This is a genomic window from Ensifer adhaerens (assembly GCF_020035535.1).
Lineage (GTDB): Bacteria > Pseudomonadota > Alphaproteobacteria > Rhizobiales > Rhizobiaceae > Ensifer.
Genome location: NZ_CP083350.1, coordinates 2,552,535 through 2,572,106 on the forward strand (window position 1 = coordinate 2,552,535; position 19,572 = coordinate 2,572,106).

Consider the following 19,572-nt stretch of genomic DNA (forward strand, 5'->3'; position numbering starts at 1 on the left):
CCGTAGACGCGAAGTGCTGCAGCCTATTGTAATCGGGTAAACGAAGCTCAAATGCAATTGTGGCGCATGCGTTAACGGCGCAATCATCTCTACCTGCTACCTTGCGCGGCGATCAAAGGCGATTGCTCTCTGTCGTTGAGTGCGCATTTGCGTAATGAACGGCGAGTTGGTGTCAAAGGCGAAACGGAATGGCTTCGGAAAGTGTGAAGGAACGTGCGCACAGACCGTTCCTTTCGATGATCATGTCCTATGCTGCATCCGGCGGCAGCCTCGTCATCGGATCGGCCGCCCAGCTTTTGACATTCGCGATCCTGGCGCGCTGGCTCGGCGTGCATGAATTCAGCGTTTTCGTCGCAATAACCGCTGTCGCCAACATCGCCGTGCACCTGTGTGGTCTCGGTGCGATGGAATGCCTGGTGCGTCGCGTGGCGCGCGATCGCAGCATGTATTCGCGCATGCTCGGGCACAACATTCTGCTGACCGCCGTGAGCGGCGTGATCCTGGTAATGCTCGGCGCCGCCATCCTGCCGTTCTTCTTCACGCTGTCACCGGATCCGTTGACCAATGTCGCAGTGATCACGCTGATGCTGATCACCAACATCGTCTTCGTACGCGTCATCGTGCTGGCGGAGCAAATTTTCCTCGCCCATTCGAATTTTGCCTCGGCAAACAAGGTGGTCGTCGCCTTTGCCGTCGCGCGCACCATCGCCGCCGCGCTTGCCTGTATCGCTTTCGGCGTTGCGACGGTCGCCTCCTGGGCGGTGTGGCAATTCATCTGTCATGTGCTCGTGGCTGTCGGGTGCTGGCGCGCCGTCAAGGGGTTGGGGCGTCCGACCTACGGCATCGTTCGTGAAGAGCTGCCGCTGGGGCTCTATTTCAGCATCCCGTTCATCCTGCGGGCCGTCAGGCAGAACGCCGACCTTCTGGTCTTGAGCCTGGTGGCGACGGCCGAGGTCATGTCGAGCTACAGCGTTGCGCGGCGTATGCTGGAAAGCAGCTATCTGTCAGTCGAGGCGCTGAACCGGTTGATCTATCCCGGCTCCGCAAAGGCAACCGCGGCCGGCCTGCACCATGCGTTCGAGCGTGTGCGCAAGGTGCTGGTCGCCGCCACCTCGATCAGTATCGCTGCCGCCATCGCGGTGTTCGTGCTGGCGCCAGTCCTGCCCAGTCTTTTCGGCAAGGACTATGTTTCCCTCGTTTCCTTCGTCCGTACACTCTGCTGGGTGGTTGTCCCGATTGCCATGTGGTCGGTCGCGATGGAGGCGCTCGGCGCGTCCGGCCATCACCCTGCGCGCGCCTCGGTCATGGGGCTCGGCAGCGTGCTCGGCGCCGCGATCACGGCCTGGGCAACCTGGTATGCGCCGCCGACCGGAACGTTCATTTCGTTCTACGTGATCGAAATCGCGATGGTTATCGTCTCCTGGACGGTCTTCTTGCGCTTCGTCCAGCGCGACAGACGAGATGCGGACAGGGCGCCGCTCTCGGCAAGGATGGCCCATGAAGGTTGAGGTCGGGACGATCCACGCGGCAAGACTGCATGGACCCGATTGGCCCGGTTCGGGCGCCCTGCGCGCGATGGAGCTTCGAGACATACCTGCCGTGGGCAGCATGTTTACCCGGATCTTCCGCAAGCGCGAGTACAAGGCGGGTGGCGAGCTTCAGAAGTACATCGAGACCATTTTCTTTGGCAGTCCGCTCTATTCGCCCGAGCGCGGCAGTGTTGTCTATGATGACGGAGCAGGCGGCATAGGTAGCGTCATCCTGGCGCTCCCGATGGAGTTCTCGGTGCAGGGGCGCCGGACGGTCGCAAAATTGCTCTGCGCTTTCATGTCTGAAGGCAAAGCGGGCGCCCATGGCGCTGCATGTATTGCTCGCGCCATGCGCGCCGCCAAACAGGATATGTGCTTTTCGGACAATCTGTCACCGGTCAGCGCAGATCACGGGGCAGCCGGCGGTGGCATCCTGCTCCCTATCCAGAGCCTCGATTGGCGTCGTTCTTTTCATCCACTGAAAGCCTGGGCCCTGATGATCGGTAGACAGGCGCCGCTGCTCAGATCGCGCGTCGTCACAGGGCCGCTTGCCGCGGTCGATCGAATCTTGCGGCGGCGGCACCCCACGATGAAGCCGGGCGCGCCCAGCGGTTGCGCAACACGTGCCATCGATCCCGCGGCCTTCATCGACTGTGCCGAGCCAATGCTCCAGCGCTTTGCCGTTAGGCCCGTCTGGTCCCGGAGCGAATTCAACTGGCTGGTGACCGTCGCAGGTCTGAACAGCACCTTGGGTAAGCTTCTTTGCCGTGAGGTCATGGACGAGAGCGAACGCGTAATCGGCGCCTATCTCTACTTTGGCAAGGCCGGTGAAATGGCGACGGTGCTCAACATCGTCTGTGAGGCCGGCCGCGAGCTAGACGTTACGGCGCAAATGTTCCATTCGCTTGATGCGGAGGGTTACGCTCTTGCTGTCGGCAACGCGCAGCCGTTCCTGATGAACGCGATCTCGCGCCAAAGGTGGCTCTCCTTCCACCATCGTGGCTATTTCTGCATGGTGACCCGGCATGCGGATCTCAAGGACGCCGTGCAGCGCAACGACATCTATGTCGGTGGGCTTGCATCGGAGAGCTGGAGCCGTTTGCTCACGGACTTCTGACTCCGTGCGTTAAGCAGCAAGTCCTGCCGTTTAACGGAATATTCACCCTGCAACCCTAATCCTGTGATGGAAGGCGGCTCGTGGGATCACGATTTTCGCGTCTCGAAGGGCGTGCGTGAGGGATGCTTATGTATAGGCCGGACGAGGCCGAAAAACGGAGGCCCAGCCAGCCGGAGCACGATCAGCGTGCACCGGCCGTGAGAGGCTCGTTGCTCGACCTGCTATCGTCTGACACGCCGGTGGCCGAGCACAAGGCCGAAGAGCGCACAAGTCCCCAGTCGCAACGCGAAGTGCCCTCAGCCCCAAAGCGACAGGTCGCGGCAGCTGCGTCGCACGCGCCGGTGCGTCGCGACAGTTACCTCCCCGGATTGAGCGAAATCGGCGATATCGGCGTCGATGATATCATCGGCTGGCTGCGCGAGGGGCTCCTCTGGATTGTCGTCGCCGTGATGCTTTGTGTGGCCGCCGCGCTCGCCTATGCGATGACGGCGACGCCGCGCTACAATGTCTATACCGACATCGTTGTCGATCCCTCCAATTTGAATGTCGTCAGCGACGACGTTTTCACTTCCAATCCGCAGCGTGATGCGCAGCTGTTGGAGGTCGAAAGCAAGCTTCGTATCCTCACGTCGCGCAACGTGTTGTCGCGGGTGATCACCCAACTGCGCCTCACCGAGGATCCGGAATTCGTGAAGCCGTCCGCTTTCAGTTCGCTGAAGAACCTCTTCTCGACGAAGGCGGAGCAGCAGGCGGGAAATGAGCTTGCGGCGATGCGGGCACTATCGGAGCGGGTCGAAGCCCGCCGCGAAGAGCGTTCCTTCGTCGTGGTGATGAAGGTCTGGAGCGAAGAGGCGACGAAGGCGGTGACGCTGTCCAACGCGATCGTCGCAGCCTTCGAGCAGGAGCTGTTTCAGTCTGCCGCCGAGAGCGCCGGTCGCGTTGCCCAGAACCTCAACGCCCGCCTTGACGAATTGCGCCGCAACGTCACCGAGGCGGAGCGGGCGGTCGAGGACTTCCGCCGCAAGAATGGTCTGCAGTCTACCAACGACGGTCAACTCGTCAGCAATCAGCTTTCGAACGAACTGAACACACAGGTGCTCGACGCCCAGCAGCGCTTCATCCAGGCCGAGACACGCTACCGGCAGATGAACGATGCGATTGCGCAGGGCCGCACCGCGAGTGCCTCGGAGTTTGAGTCCGTCAACATGACGAACCTGCGCGAGCAGCACAACGTGCTCCAGCAGCAGATCGCCTCGATGCAGCGCACCTATGGCGAGCGCCACCCGCGCCTCGTCAATGCCCGCTCCGAGCGTACGACGCTGGAGGGGGCGATGGCCGATGAGGCGCGCCGTATACTCGATCGCGCCAAGGCGGACATGGATCGCGAGCAGCAGGCCTTTGCCGCCTTGCGCGCCAAGGCGAGCGACGAGAAATCCAACGTGTTTTCCGACAACGAAGCGCAGGTGCAGCTTCGCGACCTTGAAAGAGATGCGCGCGCCAAGGCCGCCATCTACGAGACACATCTGGCGCGCGCCCAGCAGATCACCGAGCGCCAGCAGATCGACACGACCAATGTCCGCGTCATTTCGCGCGCCTTGCCGCCGAACGCGCGAAGCTGGCCGCCGCGGACGGTGGTCCTTCTTGGCGGCGGCGCGATCCTCGGCCTCGCCCTTGGCATTGGCCTGACGCTGACGCGAGGGCTCTGGGGCTTCCTGCGCGGACGCCGGTCTGCAGCAGCCTGAGAGGGGACGGCATGACGAGCGCCGTCTATCGTGAAGAGAGCCCGGCGGACCACCTCCGCGTCCGTATAGGAACCGTGCTCTTCATGGCTACGTTCCTGTTTTTCTGGATATCGACCACACCCTTCATCGATCTGACAGGGGCCGCGGTCCTGGATCCTTCCGCCGGCAACTCAAACCGGTTGAACCAGATCATATCACTTGCGCTCTTCGCAGGCATGTTTGCTTATGGGCTCGCGCATCCCATGCGCGGTATCATTCTGCAGCCGCGACCATTGCTGGCCATGCTCTACATCTGGTTCCTGTTTGTCTCGGCGATTTCTGCCTATCCGATGTTTGGCATCAAGGGGACCGTGCTCGCCGTGATGGTGACGATCAATGCCAGCATCTACCTGCTGCTGCCTGCTTCGGAGCGACACTTTGCCAAGATGCTCGGTATCGGCACTCTGTTCATGCTGGCAGTCGCCTACTACGGCATTCTCTTCAAGCCGACTCTGGCGATCCATCAGGCTTCCGAGCTGCGCGAGCCGATGAATGCCGGCCTCTGGCGTGGCCATTTCCCTCACAAGAACAGCGCTGCCGCCGCCATGGTGATTGCCGCTTTCTTCGGCCTCTTCGTCATGAATATCTGGTCGCGGCTGGCGGGACTTGCCATCGTCGTCCTGTCGTTCAACTTTCTGCTTCATACGGGCGGCAAGACCTCTACCGCCATGCTTCCAGCGATCGTGATGCTTGCCTGGATTTTCGAGCGGTTCCGTTTCCTGCGCATACCGATCGTTATCGGTGGGGTCGGACTGTTCAATCTTTTCGCCGTCGGCTCGGCGGTGTTTAAGCCGCTCAGCGATCTCGTCACCGATCTTGGCATCGATGCGACTTTTACCAACCGCGCCGATATCTGGCGCTTCGCCTTCACGGCGCTCGCCGAACAACCAATCACCGGCTACGGCTTCAAGGCTTTCTGGCAGACCTCGGAACTGGTAAACAGCGGCGGCTCCATCGAGACTTGGGCAGTCGCGGCCGCAAACGGCCACAACTCCTATCTGGACATCGCCCTGATGACAGGGTTTCCCGGATTGTTGCTGACCGCAATCTGGTTGTTGGTCCTGCCTCTGTGCAACATAGCGCGCCTTGCCCCGGCAGAGGAGCATTCGCATCTCACCCGGCTTTACATCCGCGTCTGGCTCTACACGATCTTCAACGCTGGTCTCGAAAGCCTGTTTTTCGAGGGGGGCAACGCTTTGTGGTTCACCTTCCTCCTTTCCCTTTACGGCCTGCACCTACAGTCGCGCGCGGTTCTTTCAGTGGCCCCGCAGCAGGTAAAATCCGGAGCCGTCTATGCCTGATCTGCTGCAAACCGTCGACGGCCTCGTCGATCGCGTCGCCAACCGGTTGATCTGGCGTTTTGCGTCGAAGCCGCGCGACGTCGTGACGGATGTGCCGCTCGTTTCCTTCACCTTCGATGACGTGCCGGATACGGCGCTTCACAACGGGGCAACGATCCTTGAACGCCACGGTGTGCGGGGCACGTTTTACATTGCCGGCGGATTGGCTGATCGCGTCGAGGTCGATCGCACCCTGATCTCGGCCAAGGGATGCGCCGATCTGGCCAGCCGCGGGCACGAGGTCGGTTGCCATACGTTTTCTCACAGCAAGATCAGGCGCCTGGGCGGTGTCGCTCTGGCTCGGGATCTCGACCGCAATGCCGATTATCTGAAGCGCAGCGGCGTCGAGCCGGCGGCGACGAATTTCGCCTTCCCTTACAACGCCGCCTGGCCGCTTTCGCGCCGGGAACTGGGGCGGCGTTACCGCACCTGTCGCGCGGGCGGCGAGAGCGTCAATCGCTCGGGCGTTGACCCGTTGATGCTCAAGGGCGTGGAAATACGTCAGCCCGAGGTGGATGCACGCGCACTGACCGGATGGATCGACGATGTGGTCGCCCGGCCCGGTTGGCTGGTGTTTTTCACCCACGACATCGCCGCCCGTCCGACGCCCTACGGCTGTACGCCGGAGACATTCGACCATCTCGTTGAATACGCGATCGCCAAGGGGTGCGTGGTGCTGCCGGTCGAGCGGGTGCTCGACAGGCTCGGTTGGTAGGGGCGCGCGATGTCAGGGCAGCGGTTGCTCGCGATCAACAATTACTTCTATCGTCGCGGCGGCGCCGAAGCGGTTTTCTTCGACCATATGAAGATGTTCGGCGATATCGGCTGGGACGTGGTGCCCTTCGCCATGGAGCATGAGGACAACGAGCCTTCTCCCTGGTCCGACTACTTCGTCTCCGAGATCGAGTACGGCCGGCGCACGAACCTGCTGCGCAAGGTCGTGCAGGCGGCGAGTGTCATTTACTCGCGCGAGGCCCAGCGTAACATCGACCGGTTGATCCAGAGTGTCCGGCCATCGATCGCTCACGCCCACAACGTCTACCATCATCTGTCTCCGGCGATCTTCTCGACGTTGAAGCAGGCCGGCGTTCCCGTCGTCATGACGGCGCACGATCTGAAGCTTGCCTGCCCGTCCTACAAGATGCTGCGCGATGGCGCCGTCTGCGAGGACTGTCGCGGCGGTCTCGTCTACAATGTGTTGCGCCACCGCTGCATCAAGGGCGAGTTGACGCTGAGCGCGGTGGTGTTCGCGGAAACTCTGGTCCACCGCGCGCTCGGCCTTTACCGCAACCAGGTTGACCGCATCGTCGTGCCGAGCAAATTCTACGTCGAGAAACTGGTCGAGTGGGGATGGCCGCGTGAGCGCATGGTCCACATTCCGAACTTTGTCGACGTCGACGACTATTCCGACCAATGGACAGAGGGCAACTACTTCGTCTTCGCCGGACGCCTGGCGCCGGAGAAGGGGTTGGGAACGTTGATACGGGCGGCGGCATCGTCGCGACAGCGGCTGGTAATTGCCGGTACCGGCCCCGAGGAAGCGCTGCTTCGCCAGCTTGCCGAACAGACCGGAGCCGATGTCACCTTCGCCGGCTATCTCTCGGGCCAGGCCCTGCATCGTCTGATTGGGGAGGCCCGTGCCCTGGTCCTGCCGTCCGAGTGGTATGAGAACGCACCGATCAGCGTGCTCGAAGCCTACGCCCTGGGACGGCCCGTCATTGGTGCATCTATCGGCGGTATTCCCGAAATGATCCGGGAGGGAGAGACCGGGATGACGGCAAGATCCGGTGATGCTGACGATCTGGCACGGGTATTGACGAGGATGGCGACGCTCTCATCCTCCGAACGCGCGGCCATGGGGGCATCGGGCCGGCGTTGGATCGCCGGTGAATTCTCGGCAGCCGCCTATCGCGACAGAACGCTGGACCTCTATGCGTCGCTTGGAGCGGGGAAGGGGCGGCGCCGTTAACCGTCGCGCGCAATTTGTAGTAACGTGGGCTCGCCGTATGGTTTTTGGTCAGTTATATAAGTGGTCAATAAAATATTTACTTGGTTGGTAAGTATTTCACCGTCAAAAACGGTGTGTACAACCCTCGAGGCGACGCATGAGCAGTAACTCTGATGTCTCGCGAAATCACCGGAAACAGCCGGTGATTGCACCGGAGATCGCACAAACCGGACTGTCCGAGGGGCGCGGGCAGATGCCTCGTCGTGGCTTGGCCTTGTCCGGAAGGCAGCGGAGCCTTGCCGTCCAGAGTGGAGCCGTGGCCGCGAGAGGCGAGCGCAAGCGTGTGATGATGCTGGGCTTGCGCGGCATTCCAAACGTTCAGGGTGGTGTCGAGAAACACGTCGAAATGCTTGCCAGCAAACTTCTGGGGTATGGCTGGGATGTCGACGTCGTCGGACGTCGCCGCTATCTTCAGGACGGTGACCGCTATGCATGGAACGGGGTCGAGGTAATCCCGCTCTGGTCGCCTCGTCGCATGGCGCTGGAGGCGCTCGTTCATACCTTTATCGGCGTCTGCCTTGCGGCCTGGCAGCGGCCGGACGTATTGCATATCCACGCGATAGGCCCGGCTTTGATGACGCCGCTTGCCCGACTGTTCGGGCTGAGGGTGGTCGTCACCCATCATGGCTACGACTACGACAGACAAAAGTGGGGCGCCTTTGCCAGGCGGACGCTGAAGCTCGGTGAGTTCTTCGGCATGCGCTTCTCGAATGGGCGCGTGGCCATATCCGAGGATATCGTTCAAACGATGCGCGCCCGTCACCATGTGTCGATGACGCTGGTCCCGAATGGTGTCGCGATTACGATGCCCTCGGGCGATGCCGGTATTCTGCGCGAATATGGCCTGACACCGCGACGCTACATTCTGCTCGCGGCACGCCTGGTTCCGGAGAAGCGGCAACTCGATCTCATCCGGGCGTTTGCAAAATGCGGATTGACCGACGTGCGGCTCGTTATCGCCGGCGGTGCGGAGTTTGATACGCCGTATGTCCGGGAGGTGAAGACGCTTGCCGGCGAGGTGCCGGGAGTGGTGCTGACCGGTTTTCAGTCCGGCGATAGATTGGCGGAACTCTTCGCCAATGCTGCCCTCTTCGTGCTTCCGTCGAGCCATGAGGGCATGCCGATCGCTTTGCTCGAGGCAATGGCCTACGGCCTGCCCCTGTTGGCGAGCGATATCGTTCCCAACCGGGAACTGGACCTTGCTTCCGACGAGTATTTCCCGCTCGGCGACATCGACGCACTTGCCTCCGGTATCACTGCAAAGCTTGCCGCGCCGCTCAGCGATGATGAGGTGCGTGAGCGCGCGGCCCATGCGGAGGCGACCTACAGTTGGACAAACGTGGCGCAAAGGACCGCGGCAGTGTATAGCGCATTGCTGGCGAAGTAGGCGGGCGTTCGCGTCTGCCGTGTCTTCGCCGATAAAGTGCGACAGCGCGCCTTGCACCAGTGGACGGGCAGGCAGGCGCCGTCGTGGTCCGTTCGACGATTGCCGTGCCATGCACGCCGCCTGGAAGACAAGCTGATAATGAACCTCAAACGCGCCGCCGGCCTTTTCGCATGGCTCCTGTTTGCCGTGATTGCCTATTCGACGATGTCCCCCCTCGAATTGCGCCCACGCATCGGCCATCTCGTTCATCTCGAGCGGTTCGGCGCTTTCGGTCTGCTGGGGCTGCTGTTCGCGATCGCCTATCCGAAGCACCTGACGCGCGTGCTGCTTCTCGTCTTCGTGACCGCCATCGGCTTCGAACTTCTGCAGATGATTTCGGCGGATCGTCATGCGCGCGCGGCCGATGTCGCCGTCAAACTGCTCGGCGGTGTGTGCGGGGTTTTCTCCGGCTGGTTCCTCGTCCGTTTTCGTTTGCCGTTGCTGCGTCTGCTGGGGCGATAAACCAAAACGCAAAATATCGACGGTATGGTCGCCGGCAACTTGGGCGCGGTTACCCGCGCGCTGCTGATATGGGGGAATCGCGTGGCAGTATCCGTCATCATCAAGACGCTGAACGAAGAAAAGCGCATTGCCGCGAACATCGAAAGCGCGCTTGGGGCACTCAAGACGGTCGGCGGTGAGGTCATCGTTGCCGATAGCGGTTCCTCCGACAGAACCGTAGAGATTGCCTCCCGTTACCCGGTCGTCATCGTCCAGATCAGCCCGCCGGCGCTTCCGAGCTGCGGGATCGGTCCGCAACTCGGTTTCCAGTATTCCCGTCACGAGCACATCTGCCTGCTCGATGGCGACATGTTGCTCGACAGCGATTTCCTTGAGGTTGCCGAGGCCTTCCTGGCCGACAATCCGAAGGTCGGCGGCGTCACCGGCCATGTCCAGGAGATGCTCACCGCCAACCTCGAATTTGCCCGGCGTGTCACACGCAATTCGCCGGAAAATCGTATCGGCGCGATCGACCGCATGAATGGTGGCGGTCTTTATCGGCGCGCGGCGATCGAGGCGGTCGGTTATCTCTCCGACCGCAATCTCCACGGCTACGAGGAGTTCGACCTCGGCATCCGGCTCAGAAGCGCAGGCTGGAAACTGCATCGTCTTGACCGTTGTTTCGTCCAGCATTTCGGCCACACGGACAATTCCTACCGCCTGCTCGTCCGCCGCTGGAAGAGCAAGTATCTGTTCGGTATCGGCGAGTTGCTGCGCGCTTCGCTTGGTCGGCCCTATTTTCTGCAGCTCATTCGGGAATTGCCGGAGCTCAAGCTCTGGGCGCTGGTCTATCTCTGGTGGGCGGTGTCGCTCGGCCTGCTGCTGTTCATGCCGAACAAGGCGCTCGCGCTCGGCCTCGTACTGGCGATCTTCGCCTGCGTCGTTGGGTTGATGAGCCTGCGTAAAGGCGGCTTCAGCATGGGGCTCTATACCGTTGTCGCCTGGTTCTTCCATGCGGCGGCGCTGCCGGTCGGCTTCTTCCGGGCGCGCCGGAAGCCCGACGCGCCGATCGAGAGCAAGCTGCTCGGAGCGCCGGCGTGATAGGCCGGAGCCTGTGCGCTGCGGCGGCTGTGCTCTTCGCCGCCGGCTCGCCCGTGGGCGCTTCCGACCAGTGGCTTCCGGTGCGCGAAATCTCGCTCGAAATGAGGCCAGGCAGCCCCCTCGACTTCTCTTCTTTTCTGCCGAACGGGACGATCGATGCGGATCGTCGCCTCGTCGCGGGCGCCAATGGTGGTCTCGCCTTTGCGCAATCGCCCGAGAAGCCCGAAAGAATGCTCTGCGCGTCGCTCGCCTGGAGCCCGGCCTCCGGAGGGTTTCCCGATCACCAGACCGCGGATCGCTATGCCCGGCAACTGGCGATGCACGGCTACAATCTCGCGCGCCTGCATTTCGTCGACGCCAGCCTGATGTTCGGCCGCGACAAGGATTTCGACTTCGATCCAGAGACGCTCGACCGCATCCACTATCTGCTCGCGGCGCTGAAGAAGAATGGCATCTACTGGATCATCGACGGCCTGTCGTCGCCGCGCGGAGCCTATGGCGGCTTCGACGATCGTTGGGATGTCGGCGGCGACCTGAAGCTCGCGCTCTATTTCGATGATCGCGCCTTCGACCATTGGAAGCGAATGCAGGAAACGATCCTCGCTCGGGTGAACCCCTATACCGGTGTGGCGCCGATCCGCGACGATGCCCTCGCACTGGTCGTTCTCGCCAACGAGAACGGCATCGAGTTCGACGGCGTTGTGCATGACCAGCCGGGCAAGGCACCCTACGATCCGCTGCTCGCCAAACCTTTCAACGCGTGGCTGGCGAAGCGCTACGGTTCGACGGATGCTCTCGCGAAGGTCTGGCCTGATCTTCGCTCGGATGAGACGATCAATGCGGGATCAGTCGAACTTCCTATCGATCGCTACAACGATAGTCCACGGCTGCGGGACCTGCAGGCCTTCTTCACCGAGACGGAAGAGGCCACAACAGCGCGCATGAGCGACGTGTTGCGCGGGCTCGGCTACCGCGGCCTGATCAGCAATTACAACAACTGGCCGACGGTGCAGGCGTCGCTTAGCCGGCGCGGTCTCGAAACCGTGACCATGAACACCTATCACGACTGGGTCAGCGGCTACGCACCCGGCAGCAAGACCACGCAGGTCAGTTCGATCGCCGACGGGATGAACTATATCCGGATGATCGCCGCAGCGCGCTGGCTGGGCAGGCCCTTCGTGATCAGCGAATACGATCACCTCTTCTGGAATCGCTACCGCTACGAAGCCGGCCTGGCGATGCCGGCCTACGCGGCGTTGCAGGGCTGGGACGCGCTGTGCCGCCACGGTCACGGCCCGATCGTGCTTACCTATGACGAGCCTTTCGCGCACAAGCGGGCGATGCTGCCTTATGCCATCGCGCTCGATCCGGTCGCCCGCGCCGGCGAGACACTGGCGGCACTGCTTTACCGCCGCGGGGACGTTGCGACATCGGATGTGACGGTGCCATTTGCCGTGCGTGGAGAAGAGGACCTCTCCGATGATATGCAGGCCCGGGAGCCGGAGCATCTGACGGACCTAGCGATGATTGGGCGGATCGGACTTGAAGACGCAAAGGCTCTCGGCGACGCTGCGGCCGTGCTGCAACCGCGTCAGCAGAACAGCGAAGCACTCGTCGAAAGCCTGCGGAAAAGCGATGTGCTTCCGGATGATAACGCCACGAACATCGATGCCGGCATCTATCAGAGCAGCACCGGTGAGATCCTGCTGAACCGCTTTGCCGGGCAATTGCGCGTTGCAACGACGGCAACCGAAGCCGCGGCCTTCTCGTCACTCCGCGAGCCCATCGATCTCGGCACGCTGCGCATCGAGCGGGCCGACGGCAATGGGTTGATCGCACTCTCGGCGCTCGATGCGGAAGCATCCTTGGCCAAAAGCCGCCGTTTCCTGCTGATCTTCGCGACCGATGCCCAGAACACCGGCATGACGTTTCGCGACACCGAGGAAAAAGTGATCGAGGATTTCGGGCGCCTGCCCGTTCGAATCCGCGAAGGCTATGCCGACCTTTCGCTGGCGCGAAACGCGGCGAACTGGAGCGTTTCGCCGGTCGGCCTCGATGGGACCGTGCATCCGCCGATCGCGCGCGGCAAGGGGGATGTTGCGTTCCGTCTTTCCAACAATGTTGCCTCCGGGCCGACCACCTATTTCCTGCTCGAACTCAAGTAAGGCCACTGCGGTCCTGTGCCCGCGTGGATCAAGGTATGGCCATGATGTCAGCCTATTCTCCGCCGCTTTCACGCAAAGGAGGATACGATGAGAATATCGGAAGCCATGCATCCCGGCGCTCGCTGGATCTCTCCCGATACCGACATCAAGACGATCGCACGCATCATGCGGGATGAGGACATCGGCGCCTTGCCCGTTGGCGAAAACGATCGCCTGATCGGCATGGTCACGGACCGCGACATTGCTTTGCGCGCCTTTGCCAACGGGCGCGATCCCGCGTCGATGACGGCGCGCGATGTGATGACCAGGGACATCGTCTACTGCCGCACCAATGAAACGATCGAACATGCTGTCCACCTGATGGAGGCGAAGCAGGTTCGGCGCCTGCCCGTGATCGACCAGGACAAGCGCATGGTCGGAATGCTGTCGCTCGGCGACATTTCCCATGCCGGCAGCCGCCAGCTATCGGGTGAGCTCGCCAGGGCGGTGACGGCCCACCACCTCTGAAATCTGAATTTGCAATTGCGGCGCCGTGATCGGCGCCGCAAACCGTTTTATCAGGCCGATCTGATTTGGATCAGAAGCGGTAGCTGATACCTGTGCCGATCAGCCAGGGATCAAGCTTGACCTTGCCGCTGACAGTGCCTGCGCCGGGCAGCGTCGCGTTGACCTCGGGCTCGAGGAACAGCTTCTTAACGTCGAAGTTCAGGCCCCAATGCTCGTCGAGCTTGATGTTGACACCCGCCTGGAGGGCGACGCCAAACGTGTTCTTCATGTTGAAGCTCGAGAAAGCGCCACGGGGCTTTTCGTTGTAGAACATCGTGTAGTTCACGCCGGCGCCGACATAGGGCTTGATCTCGTCGGTGACGTTGAAGTGGTACTGCAGCGTGAGCGTTGGCGGCAGAAGCCACGCCTTGCCGATTTCACCGAGGCCGGCGATTGAGCCGCTGCCGCGCGCCGTGTGCGGCGTTGTGCCGAGGATCAGTTCGGCGGCGATGTTGTCGGTGAAGAAATAGGTGATGTCGAGTTCGGGAACGACCGAGTTGCTGACACCAACCTTCTCGCCGTCGAGCGCTGTGCCATTCAGGGAGAGCGAGGCCTTGTCGTCGGGCAGGACGGCCAGTGCGCGGGCACGGATCATCCATGGACCCGACTCGCTGGCAAGAGGCATCTCCGGTGCTGCTACCGCGCTCGGCTCGGAGAGATCTGCCGCCGTCGCGATCGCGAGCGGCGCCGCGACTGCGGCAAGGAAGACGGCAGATGGTAGAATAGCGCGAATAGGCATGATTTCCGGACCCCCAGAAGAAGTTGAACATCGCCGGTCAGGGCGTTCGGCCGTAGTTGTCTGCGGCCGGCGGCACTATGCTCAAGACGGGTCTCTCAGGGGTTGTCCTGGATCAATGCGGTCCAGAATCACCAAGTCTTTGGGGACAAAGGCGGATTCGCCTGGCGGGACGGTAGCCGCGCCAACCGCTTGTCAGGCGGGCATGCGCGGAATGCTGGCAAGCAACCGCTGCGTATAGGGATGCTTGGGGGCGGTCAGAATGTCGCGGGTCTTGCCGCTCTCGACTACCTTGCCACGCTCCAGAATGATCATTTCCTCGCACAGTGCCGCGACGACGCCGAGATCGTGGGAGACGAAAACCAGCGTCAGCTTCTCGGCGAGGGTCTTGAAAAGCTCGACAATGCGGATGCGGGTCGAAAGATCGAGCGCGCTGACCGCTTCGTCGGCGAGCACGATCTGCGGGCCAGCGACGATTGCGCGGGCGATGGCGATACGCTGCCGCTGTCCGCCGGAGAATTCGTGCGGAAAACGCCGCATGGCGTCGGACGGCAGCCCGACAGCCTCGAGCGCTTCGGTCACCGCCTGGGTCCGATCGCCGGGAATACGGAGCGAGCGCAGAGGCTCGGCGATGATGTCGATCACCCGTTGCCGCGGGTCGAGGGAGGAATAGGGATCCTGAAACACCGGTTGCACCGCGCGCCGATAGCGGCGCATGAAGGCGTTGTTGCCGGGGTCGAGCACCTCATCGCCAAACCGGATGGTTCCGCTGGTCGGGCGAACGAGCCCGAGCATCAGGCGCAGGAGAGTCGTCTTGCCGGACCCCGATTCGCCGACGAGACCGACGCTTACGCCAGGACGGACCGACAGCGAGACGTCGTCGAGCGTGGTCTGTTGGCGGGAATAGCCGAAGCTGACGTTTTGAAGATCGAGCATCATGATCCGGTTGCTCCCAACGCCTCGTCGAACAGGCGGGCGGCCTCGACCAGCGTCTTGGTATAGTCGTGCTGCGGCTTGCCGAAGACCGAACCGACCGGTCCCTCCTCGACAGCGATACCGTTCTTCAGCACGATGACGCGCTCGACCACCTGGGCGACGACGGGCAAGTCGTGGCTGATGAACAGAAGCGCCATGCCGGTTTCGCGCACCAGTTGGTCCAGCAGTTTCAGGATTTCTGCCTGCGTCGTGACATCGAGCGCCGTCGTCGGCTCGTCGGCAATCAGCAGCTTCGGGCGGCAGGCGAGCGCCATGGCGATCGCGACGCGCTGGCGCTGGCCGCCGGACACTTCATGTGGATAGGAACTGATGATGCGCTCCGGCTGCGGCAATGCCACCTTGTCGATGAGGTCGCGGACTTCGCGTTGTACCGCTTGCTTCGTTGTCTTCAGACCATCCCGTTCCAGGCGCCGGCGAACGGGCTCGGCGATTTGCCGGCCGATCTTCATCAGCGGATCGAGCGCGGTCAGCGGCTCCTGAAAGACAACGGCAGCGGCAACGCCGCGCAGCCGGTTCATCACTTTGTCTGTGGCGCCGACCACTTGCTGTCCGTCGAGTTCGATCGAACCGGCTACGCTGATTGAAGCCGGCAGCAGTCCGGTGGCGGCCATCGCCGTCATCGATTTTCCGGAACCGGACTCGCCGATCAGGCCGATGCGTTCGCCGGGCCGGATCGTCAAGGAAAGGTCAGACACCAGCGGCTTGTCGCCGGCACGGATGTTGAGCCCCTTGATGTCGAGCAGCGCTGTCATCGCGATCTCCCCCGTGTCGGATCGGCGATATCGCGCAAGCCGTCGGCGAGGAGGTTCATGCCGATGACGAGCGCAACGAGGGCAATGCCCGGCGCGATCGCGCCGATCGGCGCCGTATAGACGGTGCCCTGCGCTTCCTGCAGCAGCCGTCCCCAGGAGGCGTTTGGCGGCGGCGCACCAAGGCCGAGATAGGAGAGCGATGCTTCGGCGATGACAGCAAGACCGAACTGCAGGGCAAAGTTGACCGACAGCGTCGGCCAGATGTTGGGAAGCACATGGCGGAAGACGACGCCCGCCCAGGATGTGCCCGACGTGCGCGCGGCGACGATGTAATCCTGCCTGAGCACGCGCTTGGCGAGGATGCGGGTCAGCCGGGCGACGATGGCGGAGATGGCAAGCCCGAGTGCCAGGATCGCCGACCAGAGGCTGGCGCTGTCGCTTGCCGCCACCACCAACATGGCAAGCAGCAGGGTGGGGAAGGCAATCAGGATATCGAGTGTCGCGGCCATCACGTCGTCGGCAAGACGCGTGGCGAAGGCGGCGAGAACGCCGAGGCTGACGCCGATCGCGGCCCCGATCGCAACTGCGCCCGTGCCGACCAGCAGCGCTGTACGTGCGCCGATCATCAGCTGGGTCATCAGGTCGCGCCCCAACCGGTCTGTGCCGAGCCAGTGCAGCAGCGACGGTGCTTCCAGCCTGCCGCCCGAGGCGTTCAGCGGATCATAGGGCGTCCAGAAGAGCGTCAGAACCGCTACGGCGAGGTTGATGCCGACGAGCGCGAGGCCGACCGAAAGGGCCAGCGAATGCCGGCGCTGCCGCCAGGGAACGGATGTGTCGATCGGGCTCATGCGTTGCCTCCGACAGCGCGTTCGCGCAGGCGTGGATCGATCAGGCGCTGGGTGAGGTCGGCGGCAAAACCGATCAGCAGCACCAGCAGGGTGGAGATAAACAGCACGCCCTGAACATTCGGATAGTCACGCTGCTCGATCGCCAGCAGCAGCATCGAGCCGAGGCCTGGCAGGGCAAAGACGCGCTCTACCACGACCGCGCCGAGCAACGTCGTTGCGAGCTCTATGCCGAGGATCGAGACGATCGGCACGGCGCCGTTGCGGATGCCGTGACGAATGAGCGCTTGAGGGAAGCTGGCGCCGAGGGCGCGCGCCGTGCGCAAGTAGTCGCTGCCGAGAACGTCCTGCGTGGCAGAGCGGACATAGCGCAGCAGCGATGCGCCCATGACGAGCCCGATCGTCATGACGGGCAATGCCAGCGCATAGAGCACCTGCCCCTCGTTCTGCCAGCCGCGGCGGGGAAAGCCGCCCGAAGGGAAGAGCCGGAAAGTGACCGCGAAGACGGTCACCAGCAGGATGCCCACCCAGAAGACGGGGATCGCGATGCCGAGCTGCGACACGGTCGAGATCAGCCCGCCATACCAGCGGTTGGCCTTGACGGCGGAGAGGATGCCGAGCGGAACGGCGATCAGGATGGCGAGCACGAAACCCATCAGCGCCAGCGGCACGGTAACTGTCAGCCGGGTGGCGATCTCCTCGATCACCGGTTTGCCGCTCACGAATGAGGTGCCGAGATCGAAACGGGCAAGGCTCGCAACAAAGCGGAGGAACTGCTGCCAGAGCGGCAGGTTCGAGCCGACCTGTTCACGCGCCTTCTCGATTTGCGCGGCATCGGCGCCGACAGAGAGAAGCGCATTGGCGGGGTCGCCGGGCAAAAGGCGCAACAGCACGAACAGCACCACCGCTGCAATCAGCAGCGACAGAAGCAGAATGGCAAAACGGCGGACGAGATAGGTGAGAATGGCTGCATTCCTTTCTTCTCACGGGGTCCGTGATCAGAGAGCTGGCTTTTGCACCAAAAAGAAGAGTGAGGCTAGAGCGTCTCTCATCTTTGGGAGTGCCTGTGGAAGGCCGGAGAGATGCCCGGACGAATTGGTGCAAAACGCAGTCAGCCCCCGGGACCGGACCCAGGGGCTGTCGTTTGTGCATCCGGCGCCAGCGCGCACCGGATGATGATGCCGCTTACTGCTCGCTCTTCTTGATGCCGTAGGCGAAGAACTGCGAGTTCAGGCCATTCACCGGATAGCCGGTCACCGCCGAGCTCGAAACGACGATCTGCGGATAGAGGTAGAGCCAGTTGCTGGCGGCATCCTCGGCGATGATCGAGTTGGCTTCACGAAGCTTGGCTGTCTGCTCGTCAGTGTTGGCTGCCGCTTCCGAGGCCTTGATCAGATCGATGACCTTGGGGTTGTTGTAACCCCAGTAGAAGTCCGGGTTGCCGTAGAAGACGATGTCGCGGTGGTTGACATGCTCCTGCAACGTCGCCTGGAAATCATGCGCCTTGTAGACCTTCGTGTACCACTCGTTGGCGGTGATCACGTTGATCTCCACCTTGATGTTGACCTTGGCGAGCTCGCTCTGGATGAACTGCGCAACGATCGGGTGCGGGTCATAGTTCGGCGTGTCGAGCTTGAACGTGAAGCCATCGGCAAAGCCTGCTTCCTTCAGAAGCGCCTTGGCGCTCTCCACGTCATAGGCGTCGACGGCGGTCAGATCCACGTACCAGGGGTCCGTCGGCGGTACGAAGGAGCCGATCAGCGTGCCGTACTCACCCCAGATCGACGTCAGCAGTTTCTTGTCGTCGATGGCGCGGGCAATCGCTTTCCTGACCTTGACGTTGTCGAAGGGGGCAACGCGGTCGTTGAACGCCAGAAGCTCCTTCGTGGTCGACTGGCCGGCGGTGACGGTGAAATCGGGATTGTCCTTGAACTGGGCGATCGAGTCCGGGCTCTGGACGCTGGTGATGATATCGACGGCGCCGGTCAGCAGCGCATTGTTGAGCGCGGTCGCATCGGTGAAGTACTGGAAGACGACTTCGCCATTGGTGGGGGCGGTGCCCCAGTATTTGTCGTTGCGGGTCAGCGCCAGCGACGAACCGCGGCGCCACTCGTCGAGGCGATAGGGGCCGGTGCCGTCTTCGCTCCCATTCAGGTCCTTCGCCCCATCGTTGACGATCCAGACGTAGCTCAGATTGTAGGGCAGCGAGATCGAGCGCTCGGACAGCTTGACGACTACCGTCTGGTCATCTGGCGTCTCGATTGCGTTGATCGTCGCGAGGCTCTTCTTGCGCGAGCTCTTGGATTGCTCGGCCGTCACGCGCTCAATGCTATACTTCACGTCCGCGGCGGTCAGCGGATCGCCGGAGTGGAAGGTGACGCCGGGGTGAAGCTTGAAAGTGTAGGTGAGGCCGTCGTCGCTGACGCTCTGTTCGGCAACGAGACCGGGCTTAACCTCGCCGGCATCGGTCAGCGTAAACAGTGCTTCGTAGACATTGCCGTTGAAGGCTTCGTTGATGCCCTGGCCGGCGCCGGCGGTGTTGTCGAGGTTTTGCGGCTCATAGAGCGAGCCGATGGTGATCGAGGCGTTCGGGTCGAACTTCGCGTCTTCGGCGAGAACGGCCGTGCTCGACGAGAGCGCGAGCGCCAGCGTGGCGGCTGCCAAGGTTGCTCCTTGCGCCCGGTGGATCTGCCCCGCGGTCTTGCCAAAGCCGATGAAATTGCCAGTCATGTCCCATCGGACGATCGCGATGCATCATACTTATTCCCTAGTAATTTAGTGGGTAAATT

General features: G+C 62.3%; 17 protein-coding genes. 11 read left to right on the forward strand and 6 right to left on the reverse strand.

The genetic code is table 11. The features are described 5' to 3' along the window. Window positions 1-188 precede the first annotated feature (188 nt). From LAC81_RS31735 to LAC81_RS31785, 11 genes are all read left to right on the forward strand, one after another. Entirely contained in the window at window positions 189-1,508 is a 1,320-nt protein-coding gene (locus LAC81_RS31735; protein ID WP_223728617.1) for a lipopolysaccharide biosynthesis protein, read from the forward strand. Window positions 1,509-1,575: 67 nt separating this feature from the next. Beyond that, window positions 1,576-2,646 carry a GNAT family N-acetyltransferase gene (locus LAC81_RS31740; RefSeq protein WP_223730376.1) on the forward strand — a complete coding sequence of 357 codons (1,071 nt, stop codon included), beginning with the start codon at window positions 1,576-1,578 and terminating at the stop codon, window positions 2,644-2,646. Window positions 2,647-2,774: 128 nt separating this feature from the next. Further along, window positions 2,775-4,388 carry a GumC family protein gene (locus LAC81_RS31745; protein WP_223728618.1) on the forward strand — a complete coding sequence of 538 codons (1,614 nt, stop codon included), beginning with the start codon at window positions 2,775-2,777 and terminating at the stop codon, window positions 4,386-4,388. Window positions 4,389-4,399: 11 nt separating this feature from the next. Beyond that, on the forward strand, window positions 4,400-5,728 hold the full coding sequence (locus LAC81_RS31750) for an O-antigen ligase family protein (RefSeq protein ID WP_223728619.1): 1,329 nt from the start codon (window positions 4,400-4,402) through the stop codon (window positions 5,726-5,728). Next, a complete protein-coding gene (locus LAC81_RS31755) occupies window positions 5,721-6,482 on the forward strand; it encodes a polysaccharide deacetylase family protein (RefSeq protein WP_223728620.1) in 762 nt (253 codons plus the stop codon). Before LAC81_RS31750 ends, LAC81_RS31755 begins: the two co-directional genes overlap by 8 nt. Window positions 6,483-6,491: 9 nt before the next feature. Then, a complete protein-coding gene (locus LAC81_RS31760; protein ID WP_223728621.1) occupies window positions 6,492-7,736 on the forward strand; it encodes a glycosyltransferase family 4 protein in 1,245 nt (414 codons plus the stop codon). Between the two features lie 325 nt (window positions 7,737-8,061). After that, the gene (locus LAC81_RS31765) at window positions 8,062-9,162 is read left to right on the forward strand and encodes a glycosyltransferase family 4 protein (RefSeq protein ID WP_223730377.1); all 1,101 of its coding nucleotides are present in this window, start codon (window positions 8,062-8,064) and stop codon (window positions 9,160-9,162) included. A 138-nt stretch (window positions 9,163-9,300) separates the two neighbouring features. Next, window positions 9,301-9,663 carry a VanZ family protein gene (locus LAC81_RS31770; protein WP_223728622.1) on the forward strand — a complete coding sequence of 121 codons (363 nt, stop codon included), beginning with the start codon at window positions 9,301-9,303 and terminating at the stop codon, window positions 9,661-9,663. 81 nt (window positions 9,664-9,744) lie between these two features. Further along, on the forward strand, window positions 9,745-10,743 hold the full coding sequence (locus tag LAC81_RS31775) for a glycosyltransferase (protein ID WP_223728623.1): 999 nt from the start codon (window positions 9,745-9,747) through the stop codon (window positions 10,741-10,743). Beyond that, window positions 10,740-12,908: a glycoside hydrolase gene (locus LAC81_RS31780; RefSeq protein ID WP_419195856.1), complete on the forward strand. Its 2,169-nt coding sequence runs from the start codon at window positions 10,740-10,742 to the stop codon at window positions 12,906-12,908. Before LAC81_RS31775 ends, LAC81_RS31780 begins: the two co-directional genes overlap by 4 nt. 87 nt (window positions 12,909-12,995) lie before the next feature. Beyond that, complete coding sequence (locus LAC81_RS31785; protein ID WP_223728624.1) at window positions 12,996-13,415, forward strand: CBS domain-containing protein; 420 nt, start codon at window positions 12,996-12,998, stop codon at window positions 13,413-13,415. Between the two features lie 70 nt (window positions 13,416-13,485). Here LAC81_RS31785 and LAC81_RS31790 read toward each other — a convergent pair whose 3' ends face one another. From LAC81_RS31790 to LAC81_RS31815, 6 genes are all read right to left on the reverse strand, one after another. Continuing rightward, entirely contained in the window at window positions 13,486-14,193 is a 708-nt protein-coding gene (locus tag LAC81_RS31790) for an OmpW/AlkL family protein (protein ID WP_223728625.1), read from the reverse strand. A 192-nt stretch (window positions 14,194-14,385) separates the two neighbouring features. Then, window positions 14,386-15,132 carry an ABC transporter ATP-binding protein gene (locus LAC81_RS31795; RefSeq protein WP_223730379.1) on the reverse strand — a complete coding sequence of 249 codons (747 nt, stop codon included), beginning with the start codon at window positions 15,130-15,132 and terminating at the stop codon, window positions 14,386-14,388. Next, window positions 15,126-15,938 carry an ATP-binding cassette domain-containing protein gene (locus LAC81_RS31800; protein ID WP_223728626.1) on the reverse strand — a complete coding sequence of 271 codons (813 nt, stop codon included), beginning with the start codon at window positions 15,936-15,938 and terminating at the stop codon, window positions 15,126-15,128. The genes LAC81_RS31795 and LAC81_RS31800 overlap by 7 nt, the downstream gene beginning before the upstream one ends. Then, the gene (locus LAC81_RS31805; RefSeq protein WP_223728627.1) at window positions 15,935-16,786 is read right to left on the reverse strand and encodes an ABC transporter permease; all 852 of its coding nucleotides are present in this window, start codon (window positions 16,784-16,786) and stop codon (window positions 15,935-15,937) included. The genes LAC81_RS31800 and LAC81_RS31805 overlap by 4 nt, the downstream gene beginning before the upstream one ends. Continuing rightward, window positions 16,783-17,748, reverse strand: a complete 966-nt coding sequence (locus LAC81_RS31810; protein WP_223730380.1) for an ABC transporter permease — start codon at window positions 17,746-17,748, stop codon at window positions 16,783-16,785. The genes LAC81_RS31805 and LAC81_RS31810 overlap by 4 nt, the downstream gene beginning before the upstream one ends. 220 nt (window positions 17,749-17,968) lie before the next feature. Next, entirely contained in the window at window positions 17,969-19,513 is a 1,545-nt protein-coding gene (locus LAC81_RS31815; protein ID WP_223728628.1) for an ABC transporter substrate-binding protein, read from the reverse strand. Between the last annotated feature and the right edge of the window lie 59 nt (window positions 19,514-19,572).

Bases quoted from the DNA above. Each gene is read 5' to 3' on its own strand.
- LAC81_RS31735 (WP_223728617.1), top strand. From the start codon at position 189: ATGGCTTCGGAAAGTGTGAAGGAACGTGCGCACAGACCGTTCCTTTCG.
- LAC81_RS31740 (WP_223730376.1), top strand. From the start codon at position 1,576: ATGGAGCTTCGAGACATACCTGCCGTGGGCAGCATGTTTACCCGGATC.
- LAC81_RS31745 (WP_223728618.1), top strand. From the start codon at position 2,775: ATGTATAGGCCGGACGAGGCCGAAAAACGGAGGCCCAGCCAGCCGGAG.
- LAC81_RS31750 (WP_223728619.1), top strand. From the start codon at position 4,400: ATGACGAGCGCCGTCTATCGTGAAGAGAGCCCGGCGGACCACCTCCGC.
- LAC81_RS31755 (WP_223728620.1), top strand. From the start codon at position 5,721: ATGCCTGATCTGCTGCAAACCGTCGACGGCCTCGTCGATCGCGTCGCC.
- LAC81_RS31760 (WP_223728621.1), top strand. From the start codon at position 6,492: ATGTCAGGGCAGCGGTTGCTCGCGATCAACAATTACTTCTATCGTCGC.
- LAC81_RS31765 (WP_223730377.1), top strand. From the start codon at position 8,062: ATGATGCTGGGCTTGCGCGGCATTCCAAACGTTCAGGGTGGTGTCGAG.
- LAC81_RS31770 (WP_223728622.1), top strand. From the start codon at position 9,301: ATGAACCTCAAACGCGCCGCCGGCCTTTTCGCATGGCTCCTGTTTGCC.
- LAC81_RS31785 (WP_223728624.1), top strand. From the start codon at position 12,996: ATGAGAATATCGGAAGCCATGCATCCCGGCGCTCGCTGGATCTCTCCC.
- LAC81_RS31790 (WP_223728625.1), bottom strand. From the start codon at position 14,193: ATGCCTATTCGCGCTATTCTACCATCTGCCGTCTTCCTTGCCGCAGTC.
- LAC81_RS31800 (WP_223728626.1), bottom strand. From the start codon at position 15,938: ATGACAGCGCTGCTCGACATCAAGGGGCTCAACATCCGTGCCGGCGAC.
- LAC81_RS31805 (WP_223728627.1), bottom strand. From the start codon at position 16,786: ATGAGCCCGATCGACACATCCGTTCCCTGGCGGCAGCGCCGGCATTCG.
- LAC81_RS31815 (WP_223728628.1), bottom strand. From the start codon at position 19,513: ATGACTGGCAATTTCATCGGCTTTGGCAAGACCGCGGGGCAGATCCAC.